Below are 24,157 nucleotides of genomic sequence, written 5' to 3' on the forward strand. Positions count from 1 at the left end.
GCTCAGCTGGGAGAGCATCTGCCTTACAAGCAGAGGGTCAGCGGTTCGATCCCGTTAACCTCCATAATGATTTGGTTCCGTGGTGTAGGGGTTAACATGCCTGCCTGTCACGCAGGAGATCGCGGGTTCGATTCCCGTCGGGACCGTCATTTCTATTCAATTAACAAAAATAAATAATTTATTCTTTATGGCGCGGTAGCTCAGTTGGTAGAGCAACGGATTGAAGCTCCGTGTGTCGGCAGTTCGATTCTGTCCCGCGCCACCATGGAGGAGTAGCGAAGTGGCTAAACGCGACGGACTGTAAATCCGTTCCTTAGGGTTCAGTGGTTCGAATCCACTCTCCTCCATTTTATAGGGGCATAGTTTAAAGGTAGAACAGCGGTCTCCAAAACCGTTAGTGTGGGTTCAATTCCTGCTGCCCCTGCCATGGCGGATGTGGCGAAGTGGTTAACGCATCGGATTGTGGCTCCGACATTCGTGGGTTCGATTCCCATCATTCGCCTTTTTTTCATTGGGGTATAGCCAAGCGGTAAGGCAAGGGACTTTGACTCCCTCATGCGTTGGTTCGAATCCAGCTACCCCAGTCCTATAAATATTAATTTATAGCTTAAAATAGTATAATGGCGGTATAGCCAAGTGGTAAGGCAGAGGTCTGCAAAACCTTCATCACCGGTTCAAATCCGGTTACCGCCTTAGTACTAATTACATTGCCGGCGTGGCGGAATTGGCAGACGCGCTGGACTCAAAATCCAGTGATCTCACGATCGTGCCGGTTCGACCCCGGCCGCCGGTATTAACTAAGATGACCACATCTTAGTTTTTTATTCGGAAATTAAATAACAAATTGTTTTATTATGGCGGATGTGGCGAAGTGGTTAACGCATCGGATTGTGGCTCCGACACTCGTGGGTTCGATTCCCATCATTCGCCCTTTATTATTGGGGTATAGCCAAGCGGTAAGGCAAGGGACTTTGACTCCCTCATGCGTTGGTTCGAATCCAGCTACCCCAGTTTTTATCTATTTATTTGCCGGCGTGGCGGAATTGGCAGACGCGCTGGACTCAAAATCCAGTGATCTCACGATCGTGCCGGTTCGACCCCGGCCGCCGGTATCATAATCCCCCTAATGTAGGTGTATCTTACATTAGAGGGTTCTTTTTTTATGTCAAAATGCTAGTACTTATGTTGTAACGTCATACCCAACTTTTTATCTATTATAGAAATAGGAAAAGGAAATCTTTATAGTGTTGATTAATTTCTCTTATTTTTCTTTTTAAGCTAATTTGGTAGCAGTCGCCCATCTTCTATAGGGGAGTTAGGAAGAAAGCTATCCGGCTTGGCAAGAAATCTTAGTAAGAAGCGCACCTATTTCAATGTCAGAAGCTGAAATAAAAGAAATGATGAAAAAATATTTTTATGATTGCTGATTTTTCGAAGTTTCTCTCATTATTATAAAGATAGAAAAAGACAATTACCTGTTGCACGTTATATATAGATTCAAACGTTAGGTAAAATCCTATCATCTATATATAGAGATAGTCATTTTGAACCATTCGTCTAATCAATAGGGTTACAAAATGTTATGGTGTTTACAACCAATGGATATTGATTTAATATCATAGATATAGATTATTCATACTTATTAAGAGTGAGTATCCTGTTGGTGATTTTAGTTAGGTGTATACTTTCTTTCATTTATTCAAAACTGAGTATAATTGATTGCTAAATATTACTAAAATACAAGATAAAGAAAGGATATTAATGAAGGAGATGATGAAATTTTTTTTGTTTTAGTGTGGCTTTTTCCCATTATTTATCTATGTATCACTGCAGTACAATGGATCATTACCATGGTTCTACATGATATTATTACAAAAATACATATCTACGATGTACTTGATGGGATACATAAAAAAATGAATCTTAAAAAAAGCTGGAGAATCGTGGTTGCTTTAGGTTCAACTGCTATTCTTGCTCTTGGAACCGCTCAGGTAGCTAAATTCTATTTATTGAGTGGGGCATATTTTTGGATTGTTTATTTGTCATTCGGATTGTATTTATTTGTATTCTTATTGCCGTGGTTAAATCTAATATTACCTTATCGAAGGAATTTCCACTCAAAATCTATGTTCCTTTTTAATATGAGTACTGGGACACTGCTACTATGGATTATTGTACTAAGTATTGCTCCAAATATTATCTATTTGGATGAGGCGGGCGTCACTTCAATCCCAGCAAATGTTTCATTAAAGCTTATTACTATCGGATTGTTGATCATATATTATATTTTATCAGTAATATTGATGATTTTGGCTAACCACATATACATACTTGATGAAGAGAGAACAGTTGTTAGTTTATATCGAACGCTCACAGACATAAAAATTCTAAAAGTTAAAAATCGGGCTAAAAATAGATTAGATTATCAGAAAATAGCTGTAGTTAACTCGACCGTTCCAATAATATTCTTACTGATAGTCTTATCAATAGAAAATATAATTAAGTATGATAGTAATATACAATTTGTTGATAATATACTGGTAATTGCTACAATTGTAACAATAATTGGTGGATTTATAAGCACACTATTTTTAGGAAATCACAACAAATGGATCAAGCTCACTTCACTAGTTGTTTATACGATTGTTCTATGTTTTAATTTGATGATCACATTTTTGTATACTCATTCTGGTTTTACTCTTTTATTTGAGATTATAGCTGAAGGTCTACATTATTTTTCATTATATTTAATTGCAATAAAGCGGATAGGTGTCCTTTTGTTAAATATATTAGCTTGTATAGTTCCATATATACTGCTGTATAGAAAAAAGAAAAAATCGTCGATTGATCTAGAGTGAAACGCATTTTAGGCCCTTCATCTATGCTGAAGAAATAAATCAATTACCCCAACTTATCAATAAAGATAAGAGGGCAGCAATCATCTAAATTAAAATAATAAGGATGGTTAACCCACAACTTGTTTAAATCGACTAAAAGTCAGTATAGGCTTATTTATTTTTATCAGATCGAATTATAGTAAAAAGAGGAGTGAGATTCACAATCTGGTATTCTCACGATCGTGCCGGTTCGACCCCGGCCGCCGGTATTTTGGCACTAACGTAGTCTATACGTTGGTGCTTTTTTCTTTGTTTAACGTTGTCGGTATTGAGACATATATACGAACGGATAATATACGCCAGGAAAAATACCCATTGAATTATTTGAAATCTCAAAATAATTCAATGGGTATTTTTTATAAATAAATATCTAAGTGATTAAAAATAGCCTGTATAGTTTGTTGTGGAAGTGGCTGAATTTAAATGAGTGATTCGATCCATTAGAAGCGTCCAATCGTCTTGTGTAGGAATATTAGGCAAACGGTGAATTGGACACGGGAAATCTTCGTTTACATGTAGATCATAGTTGCAGATGATCAGGTTGGCTTGATGATCATTGATTTCTTTTTTTGTTACTGGTTGTTCAATCAAAAATTTGACTGAGATTTGTCGCAAGAAGAGTAATTCTGCTTCTTGAATAATATAATCGTCCATCGAGGGGCAACTTTGTAGTGCTACGATGACCCTCAGAGGTTGTTGTGAGTTGATCCTTAAAATCGTTGCATGGAACGTGGTCAGGCTAGCAGCTAAATGATCAAGATGTGTGAACTCAAACATCGGATGGACTTTTAATCGCTCTAAATGCTGAAGCCAAAGGTGAAAAAGCTCTGGGTATTTTTCTTTCATTAAATCAATCAAAGCAACAGAGGTCATTTCATATGACGGGCTCATCTTTGAGAGTAATCTCGTATTGATCAAGAAGGCTTCGATTTTATCTAAAGCACCATTATCCAGCATCTGTTTAGGAAAAACCTGTAATAAAAAACGTTGGACTGCATCGACTACCACTGCGCCTTCTTGACAACGAAAGGCGTAGGTGCGTTCTTCATCTAATCCTTGCCAATTTGAATAAGAGACACAATGTAAAAAGACAAGATACAGCCATAGTGATTCTGATTCAGGAATCGTTAGCTTGAAGAGTGAAGAATAGTAGGAGGCAATCAGATGTTCAATCAGCTGATAGCCTCGATTTTTTTTGACTAAAGCAACGGTGTTATTGTTAAAGTGACAAAAATTTTTAGACTGCCCTCTAACTTTAGCAATCGATAACCAAAGTGAAAAACGAAAATGGCTAAAATGTAGAAAAGTTATCCCACTTTTTCGACCATGAGCGATAATTGATTGCGCATGATGATTGCTATCAGAATCGATGATTTGACTATCACCAAAGCTTGAATAAAAAGAAAAAAGTAAAAAACGAATATCTTCTTCTTTGCCAATAAAAGTGAGCGGACCGGTTGCTATCGATATGCGATACTCTTTCAGTACTTCATTCATATGACGAATGATATTGAAAATTGAACTACGAGAGATCATCAAGTAGTCCGATAATTGTTCTGTACTATACGTTTTGTTATGAAGCAATAGATCCATCATACGATAAATGGTTGTATCTTTAGCTAGTATAGTAATGACTGAATCGACAGAGATTTCTTGAGGATCTATTTGTAAGAATCCTTGTTCATTGTAAGTAATCTGAAAATCAATCGTAGGTAAGGAATGATTGATAATATCGATATCTTTTCGTAAAGTTGGTTTTGAAGTTCCTAACTTTTGTGATAGATCACTAAGGGTTAAATTCTTACTTTGGTGCGTACGTATAAATTGTAGTAAGTTATACTGTCGTTTGAATTGATTATCTAATTGTAATGTCATAGGTAAATTATTCATGAGAGAAACCTTTCTTTAAGACAAATGTAGAATTTGATAATAAGTACACTTTAGAAGATGAAATATAGTTATTACTAATAGTTTATTAGTTATTTAAAATTTAATCAATCTTTTTATCATTATTCTCACATTTTTATTTAACTATTGTCGATGAGCGATGATTTCCTCGGCTTTTTTTGGCATTATCTTTGATAAAACTTATTTTTAAGCGGTGAAATTCATTTGTGAATTAGATGAAATATTATTTTAAATAGATAAAACGTTATGTTGAATCTCATTGTGCTTAAATTTAATAATGAATATAATTGATTTTGCGTAATATTAGTTAGCAATATAAGGTTATTTATTTGCTTAATCTAATTTAATTTTAAATAAAAACTTATTTTATGGATATAAATATGTAGTGAGATATTCAGTTGATAACACTGAGTTTTAGTAGTAGTAGCAAGTTTGAATATGAATTTATTAGAAATGGAAATAGTATTTCTAACTAAATAACGAAAATTAAATTACTAAATATTTAGTAAAATAAATCGTTTTCTTTTCTTTCCAGTCACGTTATAATAGATAAAAATGATCACTAGGGGGTAGTGAAATGACGAAGTTAACATTAGCGATTTATGATAAAGAAAGAGTTCCAAGAAAAAGTTTTCAAGGAGAAGAAGAAATAGAAAAAGATTTGGTTGTGACAGCAGAAAATTTTGTGCATTTGTCTATGAGAAAATTTGAGTACCAAGAAGGAGATCAAATAGTTGTCGAAATGGATGAGTCTGGGAGGTACCTATGGGTCAAACTAGATGAAACTTTAGAAAGTTCACTGATCTATCTACCGGGAAATAAATGGACCTATGAAGTATCATTTCATTCCAATCGTATCAAAGCCAGACCGGAGACTCGTTTTTCTGGGGGACGACATTATCTAAGTGTTCGTTGTGCTTCTGAAGAGGAAGTGAAGATGTATCGTAATTTAGCGTTGAATCCGCATGATCAAAAAGAAAAAACTGGTGCGTATCCACATGCGAGTGCAAATGTGGAAACGAGAAATGATGCCACTTTCTTTGCGTGTAATGCGATTGATGGTGTATACGCGAATCATTCTCATGGTTCATACCCATTTCAATCTTGGGGCATCAATCAGCAAGCTGATGCAGCTTTGACGATTGATTTTGGTCGAGAGGTCCAATTGGATAAAGTTGGTTTTACATGGCGAGCAGACTTTCCCCATGATAGTTACTGGACGAATGTGACGATTCAGTTTGACGATGGAACTAGTGAAACGTTTGCGACTAAAAAAACAGCTCAACCACAATATTTTTCATTTAGTGCAAGAAAGACCAAAGCTATTCGCTTTTGTGATCTTATTCAAGCGAATGACCCATCGCCGTTTCCTGCATTGACGCAAATTGAATTGTGGGGCATGAATGATCAGCCGATGAAAGGATAAGCAATGAAAAAATACTTTTTGAAGCAACTGTCAGAAGCCAAAAAAGAGTATCTTATGAATAAAGTAGTTCCTGAGTTGCCAGTCTCAGGGTATAGAGAGTTTTTGATGACTGGAGAGCGATTGGTTTTTGAGAAGGCTTACTTTGCAAGACGTAAACATGCCACAGTTTTGGCGTTGTCCTTATTGCAAAAAAAAGAAGCCGAAGTAGTTGAAGGGTTAGAACAATTTTTGTGGGAGATCTGCAATGAGTATAGTTGGAGTTTACCAGCTCATTTACCAATTGAAGCGAATCACTTTCGTGTGGATTCCGCGACATGGATTGATTTATTTGCAGCTGAGACAGGACAAATGTTAGCAGAGATAGTCAAGTTGTTTGAGAAAGAATTATCTGAACTATTGACGTTTCGAATCCGGTCGGAAGTCGATCGACGACTCTTCGTTCCTTTTGTAACAAACACATGGCCGTTTGAATCATTTGAAAACAATTGGAGTGCGGTTGTAGGTGGTTCGATTGGTATGGCTGCCTTGGATATACAAGAAAAAGGTGGTGAATCACAAGCGGAGATATTGAGGAAGGTAGATCGTTGTATGGCCTCTTATTTACGAAGTTTTGGGATGGATGGCGCATGTGAGGAAGGCGTCAGCTATTGGGCATATGGATTTGGTTATTATATTTATTTTGCAGAAAAGTACCAACAAGTTTATGATGATGACCGCTATCTGTTGGGTGATAAAGTGAAAAAAATCGCGGCTTTCCCTAATGATGTGATGCTCGCTGAAACAGAGGCTATACCGTTTTCCGACTACCACCCAGCGGAGTTACCAAGTGGATTATTGAGTTTCTGTCAGGAAAGGTTCCATGTCGCAATTCCCGAAGTTGTGAGAATCAATGACTTAGATTTTGATCATTGTTATCGTTTTGCCCCTTTATTACGTAATTTACTCTGGTCAAAAAGACATATTGTGAATGATCAAAAAGAAGTCCTTCAATATTTTGAGGATGTAGCATGGGGCGTTCTTCAATCTTCGAAAGAAAATTTGGTGTTTGCAGCAAAGGGAGGACGAAATGATGAAAGCCATAATCATATGGATATTGGTCATTTCGTATTTGGTACGAGAGAAGACTTATTTCTTACTGATCTTGGAGCGGGAGAGTATACAAAAGATTACTTTGATGAAAAAACACGTTATCTTTTCTTAGTGAACAGCGCACTTGGGCATAGCATTCCTATCGTTGCGAACAGTTACCAATTACCTGGAGCTGTTGCGGCAGAACATACGAGTTTTCAATCAACGCGAACTGGTGGAGTCTTCAAGACAGAATTGGCTTCCACGTATCCTTCGCAGATAGGACTACGCCAGATGGATCGGACAATAGAAGTGGATCGTTCGAAACGCCAACTTGTTCTGAGTGATGTATTTACATTCGAAACAGAAAATCAGTTAGTTATTGAAAATTTTATAACGACGAATCCAGTGGAAGTTATAGGGAAAACGGTATGTATCACAGGAGAAAAAGAAAAGTGTGAGATGTATTTTTCAAAACCTGTGCAGTTGATCAAAGAAAGTTATTACGATCACTATGGCAAAAAAAATGAAGCTACGCTGATCCAAGCGACTTATCAGTTGCTGAAAGAAGAAACAATCCAGATCAAGATTGCGATCAAAAGTAAATGAGGACACGTGATTATCAGCGGTAAGCGTGGGCCTTGTTTAATGGAATGAGGTAGTGTCACACACATCCTCGCAAGGGAATAAATGGTGTTTCAGAAGCAATTCCTTCGTAAATAAGCTAGAAAACCCCAAAGTTTTAAAAATTCGGGTTTTCTAGCTTATTTATCGGAAGTTCATCTATCAATCATGAGTTCTTTTTATTTGGTGGGGTAGTTGAGCCACGGACGATTAATTCTGTATCTAATAGGATTCGTTTCGCAATACCAGGGGAGTGGATACGTTCGTGTAAAAGATTGATGCCTGTTTCGCCCATTTCCTCTGTATAAGCTCTGACCGTTGAAAGGGGTGGCGTGATGTAGCGAGAAATCGATAAATCATTGATACCCATCACGCTGATCTGTTTAGGTACTTGGATCTGATGAGCATTCAATGTATGGATGATACCGATAGCGAAAGCATCATTTGCGGCTAAAATGGCAGTCGGTAGATCGTCTTGCCATTGTGCTAAGGCTTTTTCTGTCAGTGATTCACTCGTTTTGACGTCAAGAGAACTATTTTCTTTTACGAAAAAATAATCTTCGTCGAATAGCTGATGATGTTTCATCATATCGATATACGTATTAGTCGTTGGTGTTTTGTAGGTTCGATACCCGTAGAGATTGGCACTTTCTTCTGCACCGATATAGGCAATCTTTTTATGTCCTAAATCTAAGAGATGGGTAAGTGCGACTTCAGTGGCTTGACCAAAATCAGTATTGACACAGTCATAATCGTGAAAAGGAAAATTTGATCCGACGACGCATAGATTTGGCGCAGTAGTATTTAATTCATCAATTTTTTCTTGCGTGAATTTACCGATTGCTAAGATGCCATCGACTGTTTGGATTTGATGTTGTTCGTTTTGGGAAAAGTTAATGACGTGATAGCCAAGTTCTACTGCACGTTTTTCGGCAGCTAAACGAATGGACATATAATAAATATCTTCTAGTTCTTCGTCACTCGTGCGCCAAGTAATCAAACCAAGGACACCTTTTTTTTTCAACAGTTCATTTGCTGAGTGGGAATTGCCATTTTTTTTTACCTTCTTTTTATATTTAGTGTAGTTCAGCTTTTCTGCAATTTCGAAAACTTTACGTTTGGTTTCTTCTGTTGCTGAGAGTGTATCATCATAATTTAAAACGCGTGAAACAGTAGAAATCGATACGCCTGCTTCCTTTGCGATGTCGGTGATCGTCGCCATAAGCTACCTCCGGATAATAGACTTTATTAATTATAGTATAGGTAATTTCAGTAAAAAGGCAAGTAAAAATGTTTATTTTTTTACCAAAAAAATGTTGACTTTTTACTAATTTTAGGTAAAATTTAGTAAAAGAAAACGATTTCATTAGGAGGGGAGCCAAATCAAACGATTTCTCTTCGGATTACAATTCATTTTTATCGTTAGTTTTTGTACAGGATGTCAAACAAATAGCCGACAACAAGAGAAGGCTTTTGAAAATCAAATCAAAGAAGAAATCCAGCAAAAGGCGCATGTTTTTACTGAAAAAGAATATCAGTCAGCAGAGGTTCCATTGCATCAGTGGGTAAAAATCGAAGGAAAAATTATACGATCAGATGGTCAAGAACAAATAGAAAAAGGCGATCGCTTTATTCTAAGAAGTGGTTCCAGTGATTACCAAGTATTCAATGAACAAGCAGCATCAATCAATGTGGGCGATGAAGTGATCGTTTACGGAGAATATTATGGGTTTATCAAAGGATTTTTAATTGAAAGGGAGAATATACATGCAACAATTTCGTACAAAAAAACAATGGCAAGAAAATTTTCGCCAGTTAATGGCACCGTTACGTCCTTATTACAAAAATCAATCGGGTAAATTAAAACTAGGAACACATGGCACCGTCTATTCAGAGGCAACAAGAGAAGTTGAAGCATTTTTACGACCACTCTGGGGATTTGGTCCTTATCTGGTCGACGAAGATGATGCTGAATTAGCATCTGATTATCTGAAAGGAATCATTGCAGGGACTGATCCACAGAGTGATGAGTATTGGGGGACAGTAACAGACTATGACCAGTTGATTGTCGAGATGGCTTCAATAAGTACGACGTTGCTTTTGAATCCTGAAAAAATCTGGGGACGTTTAACTTCGATGGAACAGACGAACTTGGCAGAATGGTTATTCACAGTGAATTCGCGTAAGATACCTAAAAATAATTGGTATTTTTTCCGTATCTTGGTGAATATCGCATTGAAAAAATGTGGCAAATCCTATTCACAGCAACAAATCGATCAAGATTTTGAAGTGATCGAGCATTTTTACAATGACAATGGTTGGTATTTTGATGGGGCAGATACGCAATATGATTACTACGTCTCATTTGCGATCCATTATTACAGCTTAGTATATGCCCATTTTATGGCAGAGGAAGATCCAGTCCGCACAAAACGGATCAAAGAGCGGGCCGTTCTTTTTGCTCAAACATTTAAATATTGGTTTGATGCTAATGGCGAAGCATTACCTTTTGGTCGTAGCTTGACATACCGCTTTGCCCAAGCGAGCTTTTTCAGTGCCTTGGTGTTCGCGGATGTGGAAGCACTCCCTTGGGGTGAGATCAAAGGGTTGCTTAGTCGTCATTTAGAAAACTGGATGGATAAAGAGATTTTCTCGACAGATGGGCTTCTAACTGTTGGATATCATTATCAAAATCTAGTGTTTGGAGAAGGGTATAACGGACCGGGTTCTCCTTATTGGGCAATGAAGAGTTTTCTCTTATTGGCTGTACCTGATGATCATCCGTATTGGCAAGCAGAAATATGTCCACTACAAATTGAAGAAAAGACGCTAGCGTTGCCGGAAAGTAAAAATTTTTACCAATACAATCAGTCATTGACGCATCTTCAAGCTTTCCCAGCTGGGCAGTTTGTCAATCAGCAAAGCTTCCCACATGCCAAATATAGTAAATTCGTCTATTCGACACGTTTCGGTTTCAGTGTCCCAAAATCTGATTATTGGTATTACGAAGGTGCTTACGACAGTACGTTAGCTTTGGCAAAAGATGGTCATTATTTCCGTCCGAAAGGGTTAGACCTAGATTTTTCTGTTCTACCTGATCGTATCATCCATGAATGGTCTCCGTGGGAAGACGTCAAAATCTATTCCACGATCATTCCATTGGAAAACTGTCACGTCAGAGTCCATGAAATTGACACAACTGCTCCTATACAAGCACATGATGGAGGTTTTAGTGTCCCTCTCGAACAGACTTTACCAAAAGGAGATGCGTTAAGTATCGAAGCAAAAACAAGTATCGGAACATCGAAGATCGAAGGAATCATCGGATATGAAAAAGCAGATGTCGTGCGAACGGAACCAAATACGAATCTCTTTTACCCACGTACGATGTTACCTTTTGTCTCAGCTGAGATCTCCTCAGGCAAACACTTGCTTGTATCCCTTGTTTCAGGGACTTTACCTGGTGAAACAGTGATCCAGCCAGTTATTGAGCAAAAAGGACAAAAATTACTGATCCAACAAAAGAATCAAACGATCGAACTAACGATTAGATAATGGAGGTAGGAATGACACAATTTGATTGGTTGACACATGAAATTGATTTTGTAACTAATAAAGTCAAAAAAAATCTGACACTTTTTCAAGATACCGTACCACCTGCTGCGAGCGTAGACCTTGTCTACGTTCCAGAGGAAAACACGGATTGGACAGCTAGTTTTTGGATAGGGATGCTCTTCCTAGTAAAAGAACTGACGAATGACCAAGCGGTTGATGCAACGATCGAAAAACAATTGGTATCTTTTCGTCAACGCCTTGAAAATGACATTGCGCTTGAAACGCACGATATCGGTTTTTTGTACACACTCTCAGCAGTCGCTGATTATCAAGTGAACCGACGGGAATCTTCAAAAGAATTAGCAATTCAAGCAGCGGATCGGCTGATGAAGCGTTATGACGTTAATACACAGATCATTCAAGCTTGGGGAGATTTAAAGGATGAGCACCAACGTGGGCGTATGATCATCGATTGTCTGATGAACTTACCGCTTCTGTATTTTGCATCTAATATGACGGGAGAGAGCAGTTATAAAGAAGCTGCCTATGCCCATGCCAAACAAACACAACGTTACATCGTTCGTGATAATTTTACGACATATCATACGTATTATTTTGATCCGAAAACTGGCAAAGCAATCGGTGGTAAGACACAACAAGGGTTTTCAGATGATTCTTGTTGGGCGCGTGGGCAAGCATGGGGAATCTATGGCTTTACACTGAGTTATAATCATACAGGTGATTACACGTTTTTAGAAACAGCCAAAAAACTGGCTGACTATTTCATCAACTGCTTACCAGAAGACACTATCTGTTATTGGGATTTAGTATTTCATGATGGCAGTGGTGAAGAAAGAGACACTTCCGCTGCGGCAATCGCAGTGTGTGGTTTATTGGAACTGGCGAAGCAACTGCCATTAAGCGATCCGAAAAAAGAATATTATCAGACTGTTGCTATCGCAATTATGAAAACGTTATCAACTGATTATACAAGTGTGGATTCGCCACAATCGAACGGCTTGTTACTTGAAGGAGTCTATGACAAAAAATCAAATAAAGGAGTGAAGGAGTGCATGATCTGGGGGGATTACTACTATGTAGAAGCCCTGATAAGACTGAAAAAAGTTTGGTACAGTTACTGGTAAAAAACTAAGATGAAAGAAATGGAGGGAATTGGAATATGAAGTTTTGGAAAAAAAGTTTAGTTGCTGGATTACTTGTTAGTGGGGGGCTATGGTTGGGAGCCTGCGGAAATGAAAACCAAGCACAAGATCAAACGGACGGAACGGTGTTGACAGTCAGTACATGGAATTATGACACTACGCCAGAATTTGACAAACTTTTTCGGGCATTTGAAAAGGAAAATCCTGGGGTAACAGTGAAACCAGTAGATATTGCTTCAGATGATTATGATACGAAATTGACCACGATGTTAGCTAGCGGAGATTCGACAGACGTGTTGACGATGAAAAATCTCTTGTCTTATTCCAACTATGCATTAAGAGATCAATTAGTCGATCTGTCTTCCCACATCAAAGATTTAGACACAGACCCTGCCATGGAAAGCTACGAGATGTATGATATTGATGGAAAAACCTATGCGCAACCGTATCGTACAGACTTTTGGGTGCTTTATTATAATAAAAAGTTATTTGATGAGGCAGGATTGCCTTATCCAGATAATCTGACTTGGGAAGAATACGAAGAATTAGCGAAAGAACTTTCAAAACCAGAAGAGCAAGTATACGGTGCATACCAACATACGTGGCGTTCGACTGTTCAAGCGATTGCTGCTGCGCAAAATAATAAAAATCTGGTGGAGCCAGATTATGGATTTTTAGGTGAGTACTATGACCGTGTATTGCGGATGCAAGAAGACCAAGCACAGATGGATTTTGGTACGGCCAAGTCGACGAATGTGACCTATCAATCTCAATTTGAAAACTCCAAGGCAGCCATGATGTATATGGGTTCTTGGTACATGGGCGCTTTGTTGACTAATATCGATGCTGGAACAACAGATGTGGAATGGGGGATTTCTCAAATGCCACAAAATGAAAAAGGAAAGGAAATCCAAACATTTGGGTCACCAACAGCCTTTGCAATCAATAAGAACTCGAAAGAACAAGAACTAGCGCAAAAATTCCTTGATTTTTGTTCGGGTGAAGCGGGAGCTAAAGTATTAGCAGAAGTAGGTGTAGTACCTTCTTATCGAACAGATGCGATCAATGAGTTGTACTTTAGCCGCAACGGAATGCCAAATGACGAAGTCTCACAAACAGCTTTCAATCCGGAGAAGATCGCTATTGAGTTTCCAGTGGATGAAAACGGACCAGCTATCGATAAGATTTTACAAGAAGAACATGAACTGATTTTAGTAGGAGACGAAACACCAAAAGAAGCAATTGGTAATATGGAAAAACGAGTAAAACAAGAAAGTGAATAAAAAGGTGTGTGGCAATTTTGTCTTGAAGGTGTAAGATTTCTTTCATTTTCATATCAAATAAATAAGGGGGATAAATGATTTTCCTCCGCTATCTTGTCAACTATATGCTGAAGGAGCTTTCTCTGCGCCTTCAGTGTATAGCTAACAGGAATACCTGTTATTGCCTTTAATGAAAGGGGGAGCGTTAAAAGAACCAATTGGTTTTTTTGACATCAAGCTATGGAAGTAACGAAGTCAGCTTCACGTAAACTAAAACGTAAAAATACGTTGATTGCTTGGTCATTTATTGCGCCAAATTTTATTGGATTTTTGATTTTTACTTTAGTACCTGTTGTTTTTTCATTGATTTTAGCCTTTATGAAATGGGATTCCTTTAGTACACCCGAATTTGTTGGTCTGCAAAATTTCACTCGCATGTTATCGGATGATACATTTTGGATCTCTCTTAAAAACACCTTTTTGTATACGATCGGTGTGGTTCCGTTGACATTGATATGTTCATTGGGCTTGGCCATTTTATTGAATCAGAAAATCAAAGGAGTCAAATTTTTTCGGACAGCTTTTTTCTTTCCGTATGTCACATCATTAGTAGCAATCGCAGTGGTGTGGAGTATGTTGTTCCATCCTACTATGGGACCAATCAACCAGTTTTTACGTGTGGTTATCGAAAATCCCCCTGGTTGGTTGTCTAGTTCAGATTGGGCATTGACAGCGATCATTATCGTTAGTGTCTGGCGAGGAATGGGATACTACATGATTTTATACTTAGCTGGCTTACAAGGGATCTCGAAAGAATTGTACGAAGCAGCTGCAATGGATGGTGCAAATAAATGGAAACAATTCATCCACATCACCGTGCCTGCATTGCGCCCAACAACCTTTTTTGTGACGATCATGTTGGTTATCAATTGCTTCAAGATTTTTGACCTTGTTCAAGTGATGACTGATGGAGGACCGGGGCGTGCGACCAATGTGTTAGTTTATCAAGTTTATAGTGAAGCGTTCGTAAAATTCAATTTCGGCTATGCTTCCGCGATTGCTATGGTCTTGTTTGTCATCGTCCTTGTGATTACAGTCATCCAGTTTAAATGGAATCAGATCCGAGAGAAAGTGTAAAGGAGGAGAACGGATGAATAATCGATCAGAAAAAAAATCATTTCATAAAATTTTAGTATTTACGTTACTTCTAATTTTTTCACTGCTCACTTTGATCCCTTTTATCTGGATGATCTCTGCGTCATTCAAAGCGAACAATGATGTCTTTTCGGTTCCGATCCAATGGATACCTAAAACCTGGCATCCAGAAAACTATTCGGTCATTTGGACACGCATTCCATTATTGACCTTTTTCAAAAATACAGCCATTTTAAGTATCGTGATCACGTTGATCCAGTTATTTACATCAAGTTTTGCTGCTTATGGTTTCTCTAAAATGCATTTTAAAGGAAGAAACCTCCTTTTTCTTGCATATATCGGTACGATCGCTGTTCCCTGGCAATCCTATATGATCCCACAATTTATCATGATGCGGCAATTAGGATTATCTGATACGTTACTTTCTTTGATTTTGTTACAAGCATTTAGTGCATTTGGGGTATTTTTATTGAAACAATACTATAGTAGTATTCCCGATTCACTTTGCGAAAGTGCAAGAATTGATGGATTATCCGAATGGGGCATCTATCGCAGGATCATCTTACCATTGACTAAACCAGCTTTGGCTAGTTTGACGATCATCACTTTTGTTAATACATGGAATGACTACATGGGACCTTTTATTTATCTGTCATCTACAGAAAATAAAACGATCCAATTAGGATTAAAAATGTTCGTCGGATTGTATGATACGGAATATGCCTTGATCATGGCAGCATCTGTGTTGTCTGTTTTACCAGTTGCGATCGTCTTTTTAGCCATGCAAAAATATTTTGTTGAAGGTATTGCTTCTTCTGGGGTCAAAGGATAGAAAGGAAAGACTATGTTTAAAAAACAAACATTTGAAACGAATGTTTACATGAAACTGTTTCGTTTAGCATATTGTTTTCTTGCGGGCAATCTATGCTTATTACTTGTGAATCTTCCATTTTTTTTGGTCGTAATAACTACTGCGATCGATATCAGAAATAGTCTCTTTTTCTTAGGCAGTATCCTTTTTTTCTTACCTGCCACCATGACAACTTTTGCCTGGTTCGTCGAGGGAATCCAAGAAAACGAAGTCCCAATCAAAACTTTTTTTCAACTGTATCGCTCGTTGTGGAAAAAAAGTATGTACTTAGGTGGTCCAGGCTATCTCGTGATCGTGATTTCTTTTGTCGATATCCTTTTTTTCATGCACCAACCAATCGGAAAATGGCTCATTCCTTTCTTTTTCTTATTGATCATTTTGGCGATTAGCCTGATAATCAATAACTTTTATCTCCAAGTAAAGAATCCGAAGATCTCCATACGAAAAATCTACCATGTATCACTATATTATGTATTGAAAAAATGGTACATTAGTCTATTGAACGCTGTTTTGTTGGTTCTTTTGCTAATCGTGATGGTCGTTAAACCACAGTTTGGCTTCTTGCTCACACCAAATTTATTTTTAGGTTTAGTTTATCTTAACTGCAAGCAGACATATCGAAAGCTAAATCAATAGCTATTGAAGAAAAAAATTGAAAAGAGAAGTAGCTCCTCAAAGTTCGATCAAAATCTGACTTTGGGGGGCTATTGATTTATCCGTGGTTTGAAGAAAAACGGAAAAGGTCAATCGATATTAGCATCGAAAGTTTTTTCCGACTACTAGCCATAGGATAAGTGGCATCAGTAGTAGTCCGCTTCCAATCATTATCCAATCGATTGAAACTATATCAGATAATGGTCCCAGTATCAACATCGTAGCTGGAGAAGCACTACTGATCGCCATCGTGACTAGACTCATGATTCGGCCCATATGTTCGTTATCCGTTTTTGCTTGAAAGAACGAAACCATTGCAGTACGTGAAATGGGTACAACAAAACCAATTGCTATCATCATGGCGAAATACAGCCAGAAATTTGATGCCACACCTAACAAAATAAAAGGGATGACCAACAATGAATAGCCCAGTGCAATCGTATGGATTTTATTTTTAAAGCCTCCCCATGTACTCATCACAGATCCTCCAACTAACATCCCAGAAGCAAAACCAATCTCAATGGCCGATAGCTGCCACAACCCGTCATGAAAATTACGAGTGATTTGTAAAGGCGCTAAATTTGCAGCAGGTGTAGAAAACACACTGCCCATAAAACCAGCGATGATCAATGCAAGCAGGATAGTATGAGTACGTAGGTAACTGATCCCTGATTTTATTTCTTCTAACACGTTTACTTTATTTGTTTCTAGAGATTTCAATGGGGGAATTGTTACTCGGAAAAACAGCATAGTCACACCGATAACTGCTGTCACAAAGTCGATCATCAATATCATCTCTAAAGGTAAAACGGTCAGTAATGTCGCTGCTAATGCTGGACTTGCTAACATCATCACTGCTTGGATCGTCTGATCGATTCCGTTGATCCGTACTAAGTGCTTTTCTTTGCCAATTTGTGGAATGAGCGAAGAGACAGCAGGTGTTTGAAATCCTTGACCTACAGAGCGAATGAATATCAGTCCTAATAATAAGAAAAGATTATGCTCCATTTCTTTGTTTATCATCAATAAAATCACCATGAACAAAGAAGCAAGCGCAACGCAACTATCAGATAAAATAGCGATTTTTTTTCGGTTGTAATGATCAGCAAGTGCTCCCGCAAAAGGCATGACCACGATCATTGGCAAGATGCCAAGAGCGCTCATTAAACCAACCATCGTTCCTGATTGTGTTGATAATGTGACATGCCAAATAATAGCATACTGTACCAACATCGTTCCGATCATTGAGATGGCTTGCGAAGTTAGTAAGTATGCTATGTTCGTTTTCCAATTCTTTTCATCATAAATAGTTTTTGACATTTGTATTCTCTCCCTTTTTATATAAATCATGTGCTTAACAATTTATATGCCCAAAAGGGTTTTTCGGAGAATGTGTCCTAATTGCTGAAACGAATTTATCATATTTAAAAAAAATTGTAAAGAATAAATAGGAGGGAAGTACTCATGCAAACGATTATGATACTAAAAAGATCTTTTATTAGGAATGTAATAAATAACAATGTAAAAATGATAGGATGAGTGACATAATCAATCGTTCTAAGATTTAGTGGTGAAATTAAAACTTCTAATATAAAGATGAATCAATCGTATTGAATTTGGATTTACATAAAAATAAACAGATATTAAATAACGATGTTATCTGGTGGGGGATAGCTGATAAATTGTTTGTAGGATGTTCTCAAGTTTTTCGTTTTTTGATTGTATTTGACGTATCTATTAAATAGAGAAGCGAAACTTTGTTTTTGAAAGGAAAAGAGGAATAGATGAGAAAACAAATAAACAAACGACTTGTAATAGGTATAGCAGTGCTGATCAGTTTGGTAATGATTGGAATCGGCGGGAAAGTATACATCGATAAGAGAGAAGAAAGAAAAGCGCAAGAATTGTTAGCAGTAGAGAAACAGTCGGTTCAAGCTTTGAAAAATACATTTGTGGATATTGCAGAGGTTAAATTTGAAGGTTCTGCTAAAAATGAAATGACAGGGTCATACACCCTATTTGTAACAATCAAAAATAAAAAAGGGGAACGGGACTCATTTTCTTTTTCTTTTTGGAAAGAGAGAAATGAAATTGGTTCATATATTATCAATAATGTAAATGTTCAAAAAGAAGGGATCACAAAAGAACCGATCCATATCGTATTCTCAAATAATATGGAGGGTAAACTATGACATTTAGTGATAAAGTATATCGGTTAGATCCAAATGATGATAAGAAATATGATTCAGATATGACAGAGGGAACTATTTTTAAAATAGATAAAAAATATAAAATTTTAAAGATTCAAGAGAACTCTGGTTCAGATGGCATGCAAGCTATGGCAGTCGGTCCACTGGATGAAAAAGGGAATGTTGATACTTCCCGAGTAGTGATTTGTTATGCAGGAACAAATATATAAGATATTAAGGATATAGAAAATGAATAAACGAATGAAAAGACAAATGTTAATAGGCATCACAGTAATAATTAGTTTGGTAATGATTGGAATCGGCGGGAAAGTATACATCGATAAGAGAGAAGAAAGAAAAGCACAAGAATTGTTAATCGCAGAAAAAGAATCGGTCCAAGCTTTAAAAAATACATTTGCGGATATTGTAGAAGTAAAAATTGAACAAACAGGATATGACAATATGACAGGTTCGTATGGCATGCTCGTCACTATGAGAAACACAAAAGGACAGGCTGTTTATTTTTCGTATGATTTTTCAAAGAATAGTAGAGAAATTGATACATACGGAATTGAAGATAGAAGTATACAAGTTGAAGGAATTACTAAGAATAAAGTAAAAGTGATTTATTCCAATAGTAAGGAGGAGTATGTATGATAATTACTGATAAGAACTATAATAAAATAAGTAATCAAGTATACCGTCTAGATCCTAAAAAAAAATATGACCCTACTTTAAAAGAAGACACAGTAAGGAAATTTGGTACACTACATTCAAAATACTAAAACTCAAAGAAAACTCGAAAACAGATGGCATGCAAGCTATGGCAGTCGCTCCACTGGATGAAAAAGGGAACGTTGATACTTCCCAAGTAGTGATTTCTTATGCAGGAACAAATACATCAGATTTTAAGGATATAGAAAATGAAAAAACGAATGAATAAACAACTGTTAATAGGTATCACAGTAATAATCAGTTTGGTAATAATCGTAATTGGAGGGAAAGTATATATGGATAAGAGAGAAGAAAGAAAAGCGCAAGAATTGTTAGCAGTAGAGAAACAGTCGGTTCAAGCTTTGAAAAATACATTTGCGGATATTGCAGAAGTGAAAATTGAACAATTTGATAGAAATGATATGACTGGATTTTATGGAGCAATGGTCACAATGACAAATACTAAAGGAGAGTCAGTCTATTTTGATTATGGCTTTATATCACAAACAAATAAATTAGGCGCTTATGGAATAGAAGATATAGATATACAAAAAGAAGGAATAACCACAAGAAAAATAAAAGTAACTTATAGTAATGGTCAGGAGGATGAAATATGACATTTACAGATGAGCAGTATCAGTGGCTTAGCGATAGAGTATATTGGTTAGACCCTAAGCACTTAAAGCATAATACAAGTTTTAGAGAAGGTTCTATAAAATTTATTTGCGGGAAAAAATTCAAAATACTAAAACTCCGTGAAAACTCTAAAACAGATGGCATGCAAGCTATGGCAGTTGCTCCGCTGGATGAAAAAGGTAACGTTGATACTTCCCAAGTAGTGATTTCTTATGCAGGAACAAATACATCGGATTTTAAGGATCTAGAAACAGACTTACGAACGATTATTGGTCTTTTCGATGGCTCAGATAATCGAGTGGTTTCTTTAGTAACCAGGCAAGCACGTTTTTTGGGTCAATTGACGTCCGCTACTGAGTTTGCGAAAGAGGTAAAGAATGAGTATAAAGATGCCGAAATTTCTACAACTGGACATTCATTAGGACAGTATCTAGCCTTGTATGTCGCAGCTGAAAACCAATGGAAAAATGTTGGGTTCAATGGACCAGATCCTTACGAACTATTATCTCCAGAAGCAAAAAAATGGATAAAGGAAAATCCGGGGATGTTGACGAATTATCGTAATCGTGGGGATGAATTGATTGGCAATCTCATGGGAGATGGAACAGGCGCAGAAATAAAAATAAGTATGGAAATGGGGTTAATTAATCCGTTTGATTATCATGGTTTAGATATTTGGAGGTTTGATAAATACGGAAATCTAATCATTCCAGAGAACGACTATAATACGAAAGCAAGTATACAACAGGAAAAACATAAAGCAATGAGTGATTTCTCAAGTCATTTGGGTACGTTGAAAAAATGGCGTGAGAAGTTTACTGCGAGTGGAGGACATTTATCAGCGAATGAGCGAATTTATTTGAATCATAGTCAAACAAAGGTAGTTGTAGAAACAATGGGACGAAAGACTAAAAGTGCAATGGAAGAAGTCATTCGAATCAATCAGAGTAGTATTGAACGAATCGAAATGAATTGGGCAGAAGAGGTACGAAGAGCGGAACATGCTGCACCTTCTTTGACTGCTTGGGAAGTAAAAGAAACATTGGCATCTGTTGGCGTGACATGGGAAACACACGTAATGACGCCAAAGGAAAAGTGTCAACAAAGAATCCAAAAAGCCAGACGAAAAGGCGAACGCTATGACGAATTGGCGAAAGAAATCAAAAATAAAATCGATGATTTAGTCGCACGAGATCAAGAATTAGCCAATCAACTAAAGGGATGAGGGAAGAAAATGACGATTGAAGAGTTGCAAGCAGACTATCAGAGAAAACGAATCAAACTAGAAGAAGAGGAAGACTTGTTGCGTTATTTCAACCGAAAAGGAGAAGAAGTAGTTGAACAATCTGAACAACTGTTAAGGCGAAGTCTAAATGGGTTAGCCCTTGATAACGAACCATTGATGAGAGCAAGGAAACAATATCAGATTGCAGAAGAGCAATATAAGTCAGCGCTAAATTCAGAACGACGTCAGTTACATCAACGATTCGATGATTTAGAACGAGAGTATCAAGCGGCTTATCGAATGTTAAATCAGTGATAAAAGAGAAATAATTACATAGAAACATACCAACATGTCATTTTAAACGGATCAATAATGCATATCTTCTGGTTGAGGGGAAATTATATTAAAAGTTAATTCTGCTTTACTCGATGAAAGTGGAGTTTAAAATTCGAATTTGCCATGTTTGGCAATTGTCTCATATAGATTAGTCTGTAAAAATGTATCAATCAGAAGAGAAATTTAAGAATGATTGAGGAGCGCTTTCGTTGGTTATAGCGTAAAGTCTCTCAAAAATAAGAGGTAGATAAGGAGGAAACTAGTTTGTCAAAATATATAATCTCTATAAATTAGATGTTAGATAACTTTATCTTGAGGAACTAATTATAGATTTTTGGCAACGGGAAGTCATGGATGAATTAGAAGATTTGTTACATGAATTAAGAAAAACTTTAGAGCGATGGAATGTCCAAACTGTGGGAATTGCCATGCAGGGAAATTTAGCGGTAGAAAAGAAAACGACGGATAAAACCCATAAGGATGCGGTAAAGGAAGCGGAAAATTCATTTTCTAGTAGTCGTGATCAGTTAGAAAATTCTTTAAAAGGAGGATTTGCCAAAAAGGTAATAGAAGTATTCGATGAACAAGAAAAAGAATTGAAAGTGTTTGAATAAGTCAGTGTTATCATGAGAATAATAAGTGTTAGTTTGGCGGGCTGTTCACTCTGTGTTTCTTTTTATAATTGATTTATCCGAACTGCAAGCTACCTCGTCCAACAAGTGGAGTTAAAATGTAAAAAAGAACTTGAGAAAACGATTTGTTTTCCCAAGTTCTTTTTCGATGTTGGATGATGGATTTCGTTTCAAAAAACACGCGATGCATTAGTCTAAAGTATCAAGCCATTGCTTGGCATGGGTCAACTCATCCATTGTCAATTGATGTCCTTGATCTGTGATTTGTGTTGTTACTTTGGCGCCTCGTAAATCAAATTCGCGAACTAAATGACTAAATGAAGTATTAGAAACGATTGGATCTCCTTCGCCAAAGGATAACCAGACAGAAGTGTCAGGGAGTTCTGATTTTTCCTGATAGTCATCTAAGGACATCGGGTGAAAGAAGAGCCCTTTTTTTAGTTCTGTCTGTTGAGCCAACATGATATGAGCGGCAATATTTGCTCCGTTTGAAAAACCGACAACGATCCAATCAGTTAATGAGATATCCTGTAAGTGACTGATTTCCTTGATTTCATTATACAGATTTGTGGATTGTTCAGCTAAACTTTCATAATCGAATTGGTTCAAGCCATTTCTTTTGAAAAAACGATTCAAGCCTTGCTCGTTGATGTTCCCCCTAAAGGATAAAAGCGTACTTTCAGGTGCAAGAAACTCTGCAATTTCCAAAAGTGAGTGTTCGTCGCCGCCAGTTCCATGAAGTAAAATCAATTTTTTTTGTGTTGCTTTTCCTTGTCTATAAAGATACTTCAAATGACTCACTCCTGTCGTCGTTAATCTACCCGTTTTTGGTTTGCATCACGCGTGTCAAAAGGTCGAACATACGCTTCGATTTCTTCTCTTTTTCCTTCTAATAATGGCGGCAAAGCAAGGATCTCTCCAGCTGTTTCTGCGGGTTCATCTCCAAAGAATCCAGGGCCATCGGTGGCTAATTCAAATAAGACGTGCGTAGAAGCTAAGAAATATTCAGACTCAAAGTAAAATCGATCAACAAATCCAGAGCTAGGTAGGGACGTTTGGTTGATTTTATTGATCCAAAACTGTAGTGCTTCATGATCAGCGACGCGTAAAGCGAGATGATGGACATTTCCATATCCTTCGATCGCTTTTGGTAGATCAGCACGATGTTCGACGATGATGCTAGCGCCGTTCCCACCCGTACCGACTTCAAATAAATAAAAATCATCCACTTGTTCGATTTCTGTAAAACCGAGTAAGGCCAGCAATACTGTTCGGATCGGCTCAAGATCACTCACACGTACGATGACCGGACCAAGTCCAGTGATTGCCACGTCTGTTGGTATACTACTGTTTTTCCAAGGGATCCCCGCAGGAACGCCGCTATTTTTTTCATCTGAGATCAATTGATACGCTTGTTCATCGAAATCTTCGAATTCAAGATATTTCTTACCAAAACGTTCTTTGATCTCAGAATGAGTGATTTGGTATTTTTCAAAGCGAGCCAACCAATACTCTAATGCTGTATCGGATGGAACACGAAAAGAAGTGCGCGCGATCGTATCCGTTCCTTTCGTTCCTTTTGGCTGATTAGGAAAATCAAAAAAAGTCATATCTGTACCAGCAGAGCCGTGTTCATCGGTGAAATATAAATGGTAAGTTTCAATATCATCTTGATTCACTGTCTTTTTGATCAAACGCATGCCTAAAATGTCTGTAAAGAAGCGATAGATTTTTGCTGCACTAGATGTCATTGCTGTCACATGGTGGACGCCTCTGATTGTTGTATCCATAATTTATCCTCTTTTCTTTTAACTTACAAAAAGTAAGTAAATGTTATTAAAG

General features: G+C 37.3%; 22 protein-coding genes, 12 tRNA genes and 1 pseudogene (1 of these 35 cut by a window edge). 30 read left to right on the forward strand and 5 right to left on the reverse strand.

What is annotated here, in order from left to right; genetic code table 11:
• From IGI79_RS04930 to IGI79_RS04990, 13 genes are all read left to right on the forward strand, one after another.
• A tRNA-Val gene (locus tag IGI79_RS04930) sits at positions 1-64 on the forward strand; it begins 9 nt to the left of the window's first position.
• Between the two features lie 9 nt (positions 65-73).
• Positions 74-146 (forward strand) — tRNA-Asp (locus IGI79_RS04935).
• A gap of 43 nt (positions 147-189) precedes the next feature.
• A tRNA-Phe gene (locus IGI79_RS04940) sits at positions 190-265 on the forward strand.
• A 1-nt stretch (position 266) separates the two neighbouring features.
• Positions 267-347 (forward strand) — tRNA-Tyr (locus tag IGI79_RS04945).
• 6 nt (positions 348-353) lie between these two features.
• Positions 354-427 (forward strand) — tRNA-Trp (locus IGI79_RS04950).
• Positions 428-429: 2 nt separating this feature from the next.
• Positions 430-502, forward strand: a tRNA-His gene (locus IGI79_RS04955).
• Between the two features lie 10 nt (positions 503-512).
• Positions 513-584: transfer RNA gene (locus IGI79_RS04960), tRNA-Gln, on the forward strand.
• Positions 585-622: 38 nt separating this feature from the next.
• A tRNA-Cys gene (locus tag IGI79_RS04965) sits at positions 623-693 on the forward strand.
• 16 nt (positions 694-709) lie between these two features.
• A tRNA-Leu gene (locus tag IGI79_RS04970) sits at positions 710-793 on the forward strand.
• Between the two features lie 64 nt (positions 794-857).
• Positions 858-930, forward strand: a tRNA-His gene (locus IGI79_RS04975).
• Between the two features lie 9 nt (positions 931-939).
• A tRNA-Gln gene (locus IGI79_RS04980) sits at positions 940-1,011 on the forward strand.
• A 17-nt stretch (positions 1,012-1,028) separates the two neighbouring features.
• Positions 1,029-1,112, forward strand: a tRNA-Leu gene (locus IGI79_RS04985).
• 738 nt (positions 1,113-1,850) lie between these two features.
• Positions 1,851-2,858 carry a hypothetical protein gene (locus tag IGI79_RS04990; protein ID WP_430608345.1) on the forward strand — a complete coding sequence of 336 codons (1,008 nt, stop codon included), beginning with the start codon at positions 1,851-1,853 and terminating at the stop codon, positions 2,856-2,858.
• A 417-nt stretch (positions 2,859-3,275) separates the two neighbouring features.
• On the opposite strand, the gene IGI79_RS04995 is transcribed toward IGI79_RS04990, so the two are convergent.
• Positions 3,276-4,787, reverse strand: coding sequence for a helix-turn-helix domain-containing protein (locus IGI79_RS04995; protein WP_195273980.1), 1,512 nt, complete (start codon positions 4,785-4,787; stop codon positions 3,276-3,278).
• A 595-nt stretch (positions 4,788-5,382) separates the two neighbouring features.
• Between IGI79_RS04995 and IGI79_RS05000 the strand changes: the two genes are divergently transcribed.
• Together IGI79_RS05000 and IGI79_RS05005 are read left to right on the forward strand one after the other, a co-directional pair.
• On the forward strand, positions 5,383-6,231 hold the full coding sequence (locus IGI79_RS05000; RefSeq protein ID WP_335884557.1) for a discoidin domain-containing protein: 849 nt from the start codon (positions 5,383-5,385) through the stop codon (positions 6,229-6,231).
• Positions 6,232-6,234: 3 nt separating this feature from the next.
• Positions 6,235-7,908: a heparinase II/III family protein gene (locus IGI79_RS05005; protein WP_019724309.1), complete on the forward strand. Its 1,674-nt coding sequence runs from the start codon at positions 6,235-6,237 to the stop codon at positions 7,906-7,908.
• Positions 7,909-8,089: 181 nt separating this feature from the next.
• Here the strand turns inward: IGI79_RS05005 and IGI79_RS05010 are convergent, their stop codons facing one another.
• Positions 8,090-9,145 (reverse strand): LacI family DNA-binding transcriptional regulator, encoded by a 1,056-nt coding sequence (locus IGI79_RS05010; RefSeq protein ID WP_019724308.1) that lies wholly within the window; start codon positions 9,143-9,145, stop codon positions 8,090-8,092.
• A gap of 331 nt (positions 9,146-9,476) precedes the next feature.
• Here IGI79_RS05010 and IGI79_RS05015 point away from each other — a divergent pair, with 331 nt between their 5' ends.
• The 7 genes from IGI79_RS05015 (at position 9,477) to IGI79_RS05045 (ending at position 16,565) form a co-directional block, all read left to right on the forward strand.
• Entirely contained in the window at positions 9,477-9,782 is a 306-nt protein-coding gene (locus IGI79_RS05015; protein ID WP_196768990.1) for a hypothetical protein, read from the forward strand.
• Complete coding sequence (locus IGI79_RS05020; protein WP_019724531.1) at positions 9,691-11,478, forward strand: DUF2264 domain-containing protein; 1,788 nt, start codon at positions 9,691-9,693, stop codon at positions 11,476-11,478. The genes IGI79_RS05015 and IGI79_RS05020 overlap by 92 nt, the downstream gene beginning before the upstream one ends.
• 11 nt (positions 11,479-11,489) lie before the next feature.
• Positions 11,490-12,623 (forward strand): glycoside hydrolase family 88 protein, encoded by a 1,134-nt coding sequence (locus IGI79_RS05025; RefSeq protein ID WP_195273976.1) that lies wholly within the window; start codon positions 11,490-11,492, stop codon positions 12,621-12,623.
• A 35-nt stretch (positions 12,624-12,658) separates the two neighbouring features.
• On the forward strand, positions 12,659-13,924 hold the full coding sequence (locus IGI79_RS05030) for an ABC transporter substrate-binding protein (RefSeq protein WP_066025600.1): 1,266 nt from the start codon (positions 12,659-12,661) through the stop codon (positions 13,922-13,924).
• A 219-nt stretch (positions 13,925-14,143) separates the two neighbouring features.
• Positions 14,144-15,040, forward strand: a complete 897-nt coding sequence (locus tag IGI79_RS05035) for a carbohydrate ABC transporter permease (RefSeq protein ID WP_065095643.1) — start codon at positions 14,144-14,146, stop codon at positions 15,038-15,040.
• 13 nt (positions 15,041-15,053) lie between these two features.
• On the forward strand, positions 15,054-15,890 hold the full coding sequence (locus IGI79_RS05040; RefSeq protein WP_019724157.1) for a carbohydrate ABC transporter permease: 837 nt from the start codon (positions 15,054-15,056) through the stop codon (positions 15,888-15,890).
• 12 nt (positions 15,891-15,902) lie between these two features.
• Positions 15,903-16,565, forward strand: coding sequence for a DUF624 domain-containing protein (locus tag IGI79_RS05045; protein ID WP_019724158.1), 663 nt, complete (start codon positions 15,903-15,905; stop codon positions 16,563-16,565).
• 117 nt (positions 16,566-16,682) lie between these two features.
• Here the strand turns inward: IGI79_RS05045 and IGI79_RS05050 are convergent, their stop codons facing one another.
• Positions 16,683-17,903, reverse strand: a complete 1,221-nt coding sequence (locus tag IGI79_RS05050) for an MFS transporter (protein WP_019724159.1) — start codon at positions 17,901-17,903, stop codon at positions 16,683-16,685.
• A 464-nt stretch (positions 17,904-18,367) separates the two neighbouring features.
• Here IGI79_RS05050 and IGI79_RS05055 point away from each other — a divergent pair, with 464 nt between their 5' ends.
• The 8 genes and pseudogenes from IGI79_RS05055 (at position 18,368) to IGI79_RS05090 (ending at position 22,297) form a co-directional block, all read left to right on the forward strand.
• Positions 18,368-18,775: a hypothetical protein gene (locus IGI79_RS05055; RefSeq protein ID WP_195273970.1), complete on the forward strand. Its 408-nt coding sequence runs from the start codon at positions 18,368-18,370 to the stop codon at positions 18,773-18,775.
• A complete protein-coding gene (locus IGI79_RS05060) occupies positions 18,772-19,002 on the forward strand; it encodes a hypothetical protein (protein WP_019723486.1) in 231 nt (76 codons plus the stop codon). Before IGI79_RS05055 ends, IGI79_RS05060 begins: the two co-directional genes overlap by 4 nt.
• Before the next feature lie 19 nt (positions 19,003-19,021).
• Positions 19,022-19,429 carry a hypothetical protein gene (locus IGI79_RS05065; protein WP_019723485.1) on the forward strand — a complete coding sequence of 136 codons (408 nt, stop codon included), beginning with the start codon at positions 19,022-19,024 and terminating at the stop codon, positions 19,427-19,429.
• Positions 19,426-19,700: pseudogene (locus IGI79_RS05070) on the forward strand (lipase); the annotation flags it as partial. The gene IGI79_RS05065 and the pseudogene IGI79_RS05070, both read left to right, overlap by 4 nt.
• Positions 19,696-20,103: a hypothetical protein gene (locus tag IGI79_RS05075; protein WP_019723482.1), complete on the forward strand. Its 408-nt coding sequence runs from the start codon at positions 19,696-19,698 to the stop codon at positions 20,101-20,103. The pseudogene IGI79_RS05070 and the gene IGI79_RS05075, both read left to right, overlap by 5 nt.
• Entirely contained in the window at positions 20,100-21,347 is a 1,248-nt protein-coding gene (locus IGI79_RS05080) for a lipase (RefSeq protein ID WP_195273967.1), read from the forward strand. Before IGI79_RS05075 ends, IGI79_RS05080 begins: the two co-directional genes overlap by 4 nt.
• A gap of 9 nt (positions 21,348-21,356) precedes the next feature.
• Positions 21,357-21,662: a hypothetical protein gene (locus IGI79_RS05085; RefSeq protein WP_019723480.1), complete on the forward strand. Its 306-nt coding sequence runs from the start codon at positions 21,357-21,359 to the stop codon at positions 21,660-21,662.
• A 371-nt stretch (positions 21,663-22,033) separates the two neighbouring features.
• On the forward strand, positions 22,034-22,297 hold the full coding sequence (locus IGI79_RS05090) for a hypothetical protein (RefSeq protein ID WP_019723479.1): 264 nt from the start codon (positions 22,034-22,036) through the stop codon (positions 22,295-22,297).
• A gap of 207 nt (positions 22,298-22,504) precedes the next feature.
• On the opposite strand, the gene IGI79_RS05095 is transcribed toward IGI79_RS05090, so the two are convergent.
• Together IGI79_RS05095 and IGI79_RS05100 are read right to left on the reverse strand one after the other, a co-directional pair.
• Positions 22,505-23,107, reverse strand: a complete 603-nt coding sequence (locus tag IGI79_RS05095) for an alpha/beta hydrolase (RefSeq protein ID WP_019723478.1) — start codon at positions 23,105-23,107, stop codon at positions 22,505-22,507.
• 20 nt (positions 23,108-23,127) lie between these two features.
• The gene (locus IGI79_RS05100) at positions 23,128-24,105 is read right to left on the reverse strand and encodes a ring-cleaving dioxygenase (protein WP_019723477.1); all 978 of its coding nucleotides are present in this window, start codon (positions 24,103-24,105) and stop codon (positions 23,128-23,130) included.
• Positions 24,106-24,157 lie beyond the last annotated feature (52 nt).

The sequence above is a fragment of the Enterococcus sp. AZ084 genome, assembly GCF_051714905.1.
Lineage (GTDB): Bacteria > Bacillota > Bacilli > Lactobacillales > Enterococcaceae > Enterococcus_B > Enterococcus_B pernyi.